Below are 9,035 nucleotides of genomic sequence, written 5' to 3' on the forward strand. Positions count from 1 at the left end.
CGCAGCCGCAGCAACCGGTCCAGCAGCCCGCAGCCGCCGGGAAGGTTACACCGCTGCCAAAAACGGGATCAACGATGAATTTCGAGGTGACCGGGGCGGATAAGATTACGGTTAAGGTTACGGCCAAAACGGGTGACCACTGGATGGACATTTCCGGAAAAGACGGCCTTATTACACAGCAAACATTGAAGGAAGGGCAAAGCCAAACATTTGAGGTGACACAGGACAAAGGTAACGAAGCGCTGCTGCGCATCGCGCGTGCACGTGACGTAGAAGTCGTGGTGAACGGACAGCCGATTGACATGTCGCAAGCTAAGAAGACGGCTTCGCAGCGAATTAAGATTATACGCAAGTAGGTCCCTGAGTTCTCAGGGGCTTTTCTTTTGACACCTTTTTTTCAGTATATTATACTGGTAGATGGAAAATTAGACTCTTTTGTCTATCGGACGGAGGAAATCAATTGGATAAAACAGCAACAAAAGAGAAAGTAGCGATTATCACACTTGGATGTGAGAAAAACCTCGTCGACTCGGATATTATGTCGCAGTTGATCGATGAACGCGGCTACCTTCTCGTAGATGACCCGCAGGAAGCCGATGTGGTCATTGTCAATACGTGCGGCTTTATTGACGCAGCGAAAGAAGAATCGATCAATACGATTTTGGAAGTGGCCGATTTGAAAGAGAGCGGCAATCTGAAATCATTGATTGTAGCAGGATGCCTAACGCAGCGCTACAAAGAAGTACTAATGGATGAAATGCCGGAGATCGATGGAATTGTCGGGACTGGCGATTTTGATAAAATCAATCAAATTATTGAAGAATCACTGGAAGGCAAGAAGCCAATCTTCGTGGGAAATCCGGCATTCTCTTATGAGAATGTAACAAGACGCAAGGTCGATGCAGGTACATACTCCGCCTATATCAAGATTGCGGAAGGATGCGACAACAAGTGTACGTTCTGTATTATCCCGCAGCTGCGCGGCGCATTCCGCAGCCGTACGATTGAATCCATTGTTGCGGAAGCAAAAGAGCTGGCGGCGCAGGGGGTAAAAGAAGTCAACCTTATTGCCCAGGATTCGACCAACTATGGATTTGATATTTATGGCGAACGTGTATTGCATAAACTTTTGCGTAAAGTATCGAAAGTCGATGGTATTGAATGGATTCGTCTGCACTATGCGTATCCGGGATACTTTACGGACGAGCTTATCGAAGAGATGGCTGCTAATCCAAAGGTATGCAAATATGTGGATATGCCGCTTCAGCATAGCGAGGATCGCGTATTGAAGCGCATGCTTCGACCCGGACGCCAGCGTGACACCCGTGAGCTGGTTGCCAAGATTCGTGCCGCCGTGCCGGATGTGGCGCTCCGCACTTCCATTATTGTTGGATTCCCGGGAGAGACGGAAGAAGAGTTTGAGAATCTCAAAGCATTCCTGCGCGAAATCAAGTTCGATCGTCTTGGTGTATTTACATATTCCCAGGAAGAAGGCACCGCGGCCGCTCGCTTAGAAGATCAACTGCCGCAGGATGTGATTGAACGCCGGGCGAATGAGCTGATGGAAGTACAGCGTGAAATTGCGAGCGAGCGCAACGGCCGATTTGTCGGTAAAGTCGTTTCTGTGCTTATTGAAGGATACGACGGTAAGAATAATGTCTATATCGGCCGCTCGCAGTTCGATGCCAGCGAAATCGACGGAGAAGTGTTTGTAACTGGATATAAGGGAGAGCTGGGGCAGATAGTGCCGGTACGCATCACTCATTCGTACGATTTTGACCTTGCGGGGGAGGTTATCTAGTTGAACCTGGCCAATCGGATTACACTGGCACGAATTTTTCTCGTGCCGGTGGTTATGATTTTTTTGCTCGTACGGTTTGATGACCTGGGAGCGATCAAAGTCGGAGGCGTACATATTACATACAGCGAGTTTATTGCCGCTCTTATTTTTATTATTGCCGCTATCACGGACGGACTGGATGGGTATATCGCCCGCTCACGCAAGATGGTGACTAATTTGGGCAAGTTTCTTGATCCTCTGGCTGATAAACTGCTTATTTCTGCCGTGCTTATCTCGCTCGTAGAGATGCAGCGTCTGGACGCATGGGTGGCGGTCGTCATCATTAGCCGTGAATTCGCTGTTACGGGACTTCGCCTGGTGGCTGCTGCGGAAGGGTTGGTTATTGCCGCAAGCAAGTTGGGGAAATGGAAAACAGTGTTCCAAATTATCGCGGTCGCATCACTCATTCTGCAGAATTTCCCGTTCGAGACATGGCACTTCCCGTTCGCCACAATCATGGTATGGATAGCGGTTATTATGACGATTGTTTCCGGCGTGGAATACTTTGTGAAGAACAAAAAAGTAATTCCGCTCGCGTAACTTCATCCGCCGTATCCGGCGGTTGATTTATTTGGAAGGAGTTTGCGTATGAAAGCAGAGATTATTGCGGTTGGAACAGAACTGTTGCTCGGGCAAATCGCCAACACGAACGCCCAGTTCCTTTCACAGAAGCTTGCCGAAGTCGGAATTGGCGTCTACTACCATACCGTCGTCGGTGACAATGCGGACCGCTTGTACAAGCTTATTCAAGAAGCGTTCACGCGCTCAGATCTGATTATTTTTTCGGGCGGACTTGGTCCTACGAAAGATGATTTGACGAAAGAGACGGTGGCGCGTGCGGTGGCACGTCCGCTGGTACATGATGAACAGGCCCTAAACCGGATTGTATCGTATTTTGAAAAACGTGGTATTAAAATGACAGATAACAACCGCAAGCAGGCGCTTGTGATTGAAGGCAGTCACGTGCTGCCCAATGACCACGGTATGGCACCGGGCATGGTCATAGAGCATAAAGGCAAATATGTAATGATGCTGCCGGGACCGCCGCGCGAGCTGTATCCAATGTTTACTACATATGGTCTGCCGCATCTGCTGTCGCTCATTCGTGATCAGTACGTTGTACATTCAAAAGTGCTTCGTTTCTTTGGTATCGGGGAATCGGCGCTGGAAGAAGAACTTATTGATTTGATTGATGGACAAAGTAATCCGACCATCGCCCCGCTTGCAAAAGAGGGGGAAGTAACAATCCGTCTGACCGCCAAGGCGAAAAGCGTAGCGGAAGCCGAAGAGATGATCCGAAGCGTTGAGCATGAAATCAATAGACGTGTTGGAGAGTTTATCTACGGATATAACGACGATTCGCTCGAATCCGTTCTGGTACGCCAACTGACCGAAAGAGGCGAAACGGTAGCGTTCGCCGAGAGTATTACCGGAGGGCTGGTTAGTCATCTGGTCACATCGATTCCGGGAAGCTCAGCCGCACTGAAAGGCTCGATTGTTTGTTATACGAATGATGTGAAGGAGAGCCTGCTCACGGTACCGCAGGATGTTCTGGTATCGGCAGGGGCGGTCAGCGAAGAGACGGCCAGGATTCTGGCCGAGCAGGTCCGCGTGCGGCTTGGCAGTACGTACGGTATTTCGATTACGGGTGAAGCCGGGCCAATCGCCTCGGAAGATAAGCCTGTCGGTCTCGTGTACATCGGTGCAACCGACGGGATGCACACGGAAATAAAAACGTTTCGCCTATCGGGGCAGCGTCCTGCCATCCAGCTTCGCGCGGCGAAGTATGCAATTTTTACGATGCTTGAACGAATAAAAAAAGGTGGTTTTTAAATGGCACATTTCTCTGATTTTGCTTTGCATAAGACGATTCAGCAGGCCATTCACGATATGGGCTTTGAGGAACCGTCACCGATTCAGGAACAATGCATTCCGAAAATTCTTGAAGGTCATGACTTAATCGGCCAGGCGCAGACCGGTACCGGCAAAACGGCCGCATTCGGTCTTCCGCTGATTGAAAAGGTGACAAACCGCAACGCCGTGCAGGCAATCGTGTTAACGCCTACGCGGGAACTTGCGATCCAGGTATCGGGCGAGCTGCGCAAAATCGCTAAATATAAGCGGGTACGTACGCTGCCTATCTATGGGGGACAGTCCATCGGACACCAGATTCGCGCTTTGAAGCAGGGCGTACAGGTTGTGATCGGTACGCCGGGCCGGGTGCTTGATCATCTGCGCCGCAAGACTCTGCGTCTCGACCAGGTAAGCATGCTGGTGCTTGACGAAGCGGATGAAATGCTTGATATGGGCTTTCAGGAAGACATTGAAGCCATTATCAAAGAGACGTCGACCGATCGCCAGACGCTCCTCTTCTCGGCGACGATGCCGCAGGAAATTCTACGTCTCTCCCGCAAGTATATGAATAACCCGGAAACCGTTGCGATTAGCCGTAAGGAAGTCACCGCGCCGACCATTGAGCAAGTATATTACAAAGTATTTGAGCGCAGTAAGCTTGAAAGCCTCTGTCGCATTCTTGACAGTGAGGAAATCGAGCTTGGCATCGTTTTCTGCCGTACGAAGCGCGGGGTGGACGAGTTGACGGAAGCGCTTCAGGAACGAGGATATCTGGCGAGTGGTCTGCACGGTGATTTAAGCCAGGCGCAGCGCGATAAAGTGATGCAATCGTTCCGCGACTCGACGATTGAACTGCTTGTAGCTACTGACGTGGCCGCACGCGGTATTGACGTGGGAAATGTATCGCATGTAGTAAACTATGATATTCCGCAGGACCCGGAGAGTTATGTCCACCGTATTGGTCGTACCGGTCGTGCGGGACGTAAAGGCATTGCAATGACGCTGGTGACGCCGCGGGAAATGAAACAGCTGCGCACGATTGAAAAAATCTCCAAGACGACGCTTGAATCCCGTAACGTGCCGTCCATCGAAGAGGTCATGGAACGCCAGCAAACAATCTGGAAAGAGCAGTTGATTGCACTGGTGGAAGGGGACGAAGATATGACGCCGTTCCTTGATGTGGTGGCACAACTGAAAGAACAATATCCGCTGGAAAAGATAGCGGCAGCCGCACTGTCACTTGCGTTTGCGCCTTCTGTGTCTTCAGCGGAAGAAGAATTGTATGATTTTGGCGATACCGGCGCATCCAAAGGCAAGGTTCGTTTCTTCATGAACATCGGCCGCAGCCTCGATGTGCGTCCGCCGGATTTGGTTAAGGAAATCTCGGAATTGGTCGGTGCTTCCAGCAAGGCGATTGGCCGGATTGATATTTTCGATAACTTTACCTTTATCGAAGTTGATCAGGAAATTGCACCGTTCGTATACGAAGCATTGCGTCACTCCCGGATTAAGGGTAAACGGGTAAACATCGAGCCCGCCAAGCCGCGTTCCAAACGCTAAACAAAAAGTCCTCCTGCCCGATGGCAGGAGGACTTTTTTTACGAATGCTATTTCAGCGCTGAATATGTCTGCGCAGTTACCGTTTCAATTGCTTTATACGTAATATCGGTCAGCCTATCTAATTCTTCAAGACTCATCGACAGAATCGGCATCAGCACGATAACAGGACCGAGCGGGCGAATAATGGCGCCGTTACGCCGGGCGTGCAGAATAATATGATGTTCTACCTGCATGTGTATCGGGAACGGTTTTTTGCTTGCTTTGTCCTGGACTATCTCAATGCCTACCATCATGCCGCGCTGCCGTACATCGCCCACATGAGGCAGGGTACGGAATGGTGCAAGCTTCTGTGCCAGAAAGTTAATTTTCTTCTCCAGAGAGGCGATAAGGCCGGTTTGCTCGATAAGCTCAAGATTTTTTAGCGCAACCGCACAGGCAAGCTGGTTTCCGGTATACGTATGGCCATGGAAGAAGGTACGCAGCTCTTCAGGCTCGCCGAGAAATGCGTTAAATATTTCTTCGCTTGTCAGTGTGGCGGCCAGTGGCAAATAGCCGGCGGTCAGCCCCTTGGCTACACAGAGAAAATCCGGTTCGACCCCCTCCTGTTCGCAGGCGAAAAGCGTGCCCGTCCGTCCGAAGCCGACCGCCACCTCGTCAGCAATCAGCAGGACTTCATAGCGGGTGCAGAGCTCGCGTACGCCGCGCAGAAAACCGTCGGGCGCGGTAATCATTCCCGCGGCCCCCTGTACCAGCGGTTCAATAATCAGCCCGGCCACTTCTTCGTGCCGTTCTTTAAGCAGCGCTTCGAGCGCATCGAGACATAAGGCTTTGCAGGCTTCCTCATCATTATTTTCCGTCAGACGATATGTATACGGTGCCGGTGTTTCCAGACGTTCGAATAGAAGGGGTCTGAAAATGTGATGGAATGTTTCCATGCCGCCTACGCTGACTGATCCGATCGTGTCACCGTGATACGCTTCGCGAAGCGAGATGAATTTGTTCTTTTTTCCCGAGAAGCGTACCGGGTCTTTCAATTGCCAGTACTGGTAAGCCATTTTGAGCGCGATTTCTACCGAGGTTGAACCCGAGTCCGAGTAGAATACTTTGGTCAAGCTCTGCGGTGTAATTTCCACCAGTTTTTTCGCAAGCAAAATGGAGGGAACGTTGGCTGCTCCGAGCAGTGTAGAGTGGGCAATCTTGCCCGCTTGCTCGCGTAGCGCAGCGTTAAGTTCCGCATGGTTATGCCCGTGCACGTTCACCCAGAGGGAGGAGTAGCCATCCAGATACTTATTCCCCTCGATATCGTACAGATAGCTACCTTCCCCGCGTTCAATGATAAGCGGCTTTTCCCGGCGATAGGCTTTCATCTGGGTGAAAGGATGCCACACATATTCTTTATCCCAGCGTTCTAAATCATGAGTAGATAGTTGCATTAGTGTTCCTCCGTTCCTTTTGTTTGCATAAGTTTTTCTTCCGCCTGCTCCAGGCGTTCAAGAAGCAGAGCCAGATTGATACATTTGTGCAATTCATGCAGCCGTGTACGAAGCGCTTTCGGTTCTTTTTGTTCCATCTCAGGGAAAGTACCCAGCACGGGAAGTTCGGTCAGCTTGCTTATCATGCGCACGTTATCCTGCTCCATTTCGCCCGGTGCAAGCGGCATGCGGTTGACGATGATACCGAGTATCGGAATTCCTCGTATTTGCGCATAGGAGGCTGTCAGTATTGTGTGATTAATGGTGCCCAGTCCAGGATGGGTAACGAGCAGAAGCGGCAAACGCAGGCGCTCGATCAAGTCGACAGTCATATAGATACCCCGTTCATCTTCTCGCAGGGGAACAGCCAGTCCACCCGCCCCCTCTACAAATACAAAATCATGGGATGCACGCAGCTTTTGAAGATGGCCGGCAATATGCTCGGGCTCGATACATACCCCGGTTTGCAGCGCCGCCAGATGGGGTGATAATGCCGGCTCCATACAATATGTACAGAGCGTATTTTGATCATAGGGCAAGGGATAAAGCGACCGATAGAATTCCACATCTTCAGCGACAAGTCCCAGGTCGCTGCGAATGCCTCCGCTTTGCACCGGCTTATACGGAATAGCATCATACCCGCCCATAGCAAACAGTGCAGTTAAAAGACCGGTAACCATTGTTTTTCCGACGCCTGTATCCGTACCGGTGACAAATAATGCGTGTCCCTGCTTCATGAAACTTCCTCCTTTTCATTTAAAATGGCGTAATACCGAAATAGGCTGTTGACGATTTGACACATAATTATGGCAAAGAGCGAGAGAAGGATGGACATTAGAAAGAGAGCTATTGTCAGAGTAAAAGTAATCATGCTTTATTGTCAACTATTACAAAAATAAAGTTAACATATATATGGAAAAATATAGTAATTTTTAATAAAAAGCGAATAAATGTTCGTGAAAAATGCTTGGCAAACGGGTAAAAAAGAGGTACAATAAAGTACGTAGTTAAGATACTTAAACGACAGTAGTTGATATAAATACAACGAAGGGAGCGATGGCTTTGTCCGATCGCAAAGCTGCTTTAGATATGGCCCTGCGCCAAATCGAGAAACAATTCGGTAAGGGTTCCGTAATGAAACTGGGGGAGATGGCTGCCACACAACAGGTGTCTACCGTATCCAGTGGTTCGATTGCGCTTGATATCGCGCTCGGTATCGGAGGGTATCCGCGTGGTCGGATTATCGAAATCTACGGTCCGGAATCGTCTGGTAAGACTACGGTAGCGCTGCACGCGATTGCCGAAGTACAGAAAACGGGCGGCACTGCTGCGTTCATCGATGCGGAACATGCGCTTGATCCGGTCTATGCACGCAAGCTAGGCGTTAATATTGACGAATTGCTTCTCTCCCAGCCGGATACAGGGGAACAGGCACTTGAGATTGCGGAGGCGCTGGTACGTTCTGGCGCGATTGACATCATTGTAGTCGACTCTGTAGCTGCACTTGTGCCGAAAGCCGAAATCGAAGGCGAGATGGGCGATTCGCACGTTGGTCTGCAGGCACGTTTGATGTCCCAGGCACTGCGCAAGCTGGCAGGCGCTATCAATAAATCTAAAACGATTGCTATTTTCATCAACCAGCTCCGCGAAAAGGTTGGAGTTATGTTTGGAAATCCGGAGACAACGCCGGGTGGACGTGCTCTCAAGTTCTACTCCAGTGTACGTCTGGACGTACGCCGTGTAGAAACTCTTAAGCAGGGCAATGACATGGTAGGAAACCGCACAAAGATTAAAGTCGTGAAGAACAAGGTGGCTCCGCCATTTAAAACGTCTGAAGTAGATATTATGTACGGAGAAGGCATTTCCCGCGAAGGAAGTTTGCTTGATATCGGTACGGAGCTTGACATCGTGAACAAGAGCGGTGCCTGGTACTCTTATAATGAAGAGCGCCTCGGACAGGGGCGTGAGAACGCGAAGCAGTTCCTCAAAGAGAATCCGGATATTGCGCACTCGATCGAAATGAAGATTCGTGAGCACTATGGTTTAGATCAGGCAGTTTCGCTGCCGCCGGCTGATCAGGACAACAAGGATGAGGAATTCGTTCTTGACTTTGAGTAATGGCCGTTTTTACTGCTTGTGATACAGAAGGCTTAAAAGCTTTATTAAGATAAAGCTTTTAAGCTTTCTTTTTTCTGTGAAAATCATGAAGAAAGAGGGAGAAGAGGGAGGAAAAAAGATCTAAGGAAGAAAAAGGGCTTCGCCTTTTTCCACATTGAAATCATCCCCTCGTTCTCTTCTCTCTTTTCCTT

The 9,035-nt window shown here is 49.8% G+C and carries 8 protein-coding genes; 6 read left to right on the forward strand and 2 right to left on the reverse strand.

The features are described 5' to 3' along the window. From B2899_RS04515 to B2899_RS04535, 5 genes are all read left to right on the forward strand, one after another. The coding region (locus B2899_RS04515; RefSeq protein WP_286884337.1) for a RodZ domain-containing protein at window positions 1–356 on the forward strand (356 nt) is incomplete at its 5' end. Between the two features lie 104 nt (window positions 357–460). Further along, on the forward strand, window positions 461–1,801 hold the full coding sequence (rimO, locus tag B2899_RS04520) for a 30S ribosomal protein S12 methylthiotransferase RimO (protein ID WP_286884338.1): 1,341 nt from the start codon (window positions 461–463) through the stop codon (window positions 1,799–1,801). Continuing rightward, window positions 1,802–2,380: a CDP-diacylglycerol--glycerol-3-phosphate 3-phosphatidyltransferase gene (gene pgsA, locus B2899_RS04525; RefSeq protein WP_146809577.1), complete on the forward strand. Its 579-nt coding sequence runs from the start codon at window positions 1,802–1,804 to the stop codon at window positions 2,378–2,380. A 48-nt stretch (window positions 2,381–2,428) separates the two neighbouring features. Beyond that, window positions 2,429–3,673, forward strand: a complete 1,245-nt coding sequence (locus B2899_RS04530) for a competence/damage-inducible protein A (RefSeq protein WP_286884340.1) — start codon at window positions 2,429–2,431, stop codon at window positions 3,671–3,673. Then, window positions 3,674–5,254 (forward strand): DEAD/DEAH box helicase, encoded by a 1,581-nt coding sequence (locus tag B2899_RS04535; RefSeq protein ID WP_146809579.1) that lies wholly within the window; start codon window positions 3,674–3,676, stop codon window positions 5,252–5,254. A 47-nt stretch (window positions 5,255–5,301) separates the two neighbouring features. On the opposite strand, the gene bioA is transcribed toward B2899_RS04535, so the two are convergent. After that, entirely contained in the window at window positions 5,302–6,687 is a 1,386-nt protein-coding gene (gene bioA / locus B2899_RS04540) for an adenosylmethionine--8-amino-7-oxononanoate transaminase (RefSeq protein WP_146810704.1), read from the reverse strand. Continuing rightward, entirely contained in the window at window positions 6,687–7,463 is a 777-nt protein-coding gene (bioD, locus tag B2899_RS04545) for a dethiobiotin synthase (protein ID WP_286884343.1), read from the reverse strand. The genes bioA and bioD overlap by 1 nt, the downstream gene beginning before the upstream one ends. A 325-nt stretch (window positions 7,464–7,788) precedes the next feature. On the opposite strand from bioD, the gene recA reads away from it, so the two are divergent. Beyond that, window positions 7,789–8,844, forward strand: coding sequence for a recombinase RecA (gene recA / locus B2899_RS04550; RefSeq protein ID WP_146810700.1), 1,056 nt, complete (start codon window positions 7,789–7,791; stop codon window positions 8,842–8,844). Window positions 8,845–9,035: the final 191 nt, after the last annotated feature.

The sequence above is a fragment of the Aneurinibacillus sp. UBA3580 genome, from assembly GCF_002375825.1.
In the GTDB taxonomy this organism is placed as follows: domain Bacteria; phylum Bacillota; class Bacilli; order Aneurinibacillales; family Aneurinibacillaceae; genus Aneurinibacillus; species Aneurinibacillus danicus.

Bases quoted from the DNA above. Each gene is read 5' to 3' on its own strand.
- B2899_RS04530 (WP_286884340.1), top strand. From the start codon at position 2,429: ATGAAAGCAGAGATTATTGCGGTTGGAACAGAACTGTTGCTCGGGCAA.
- B2899_RS04535 (WP_146809579.1), top strand. From the start codon at position 3,674: ATGGCACATTTCTCTGATTTTGCTTTGCATAAGACGATTCAGCAGGCC.
- bioA (WP_146810704.1), bottom strand. From the start codon at position 6,687: ATGCAACTATCTACTCATGATTTAGAACGCTGGGATAAAGAATATGTG.
- bioD (WP_286884343.1), bottom strand. From the start codon at position 7,463: ATGAAGCAGGGACACGCATTATTTGTCACCGGTACGGATACAGGCGTC.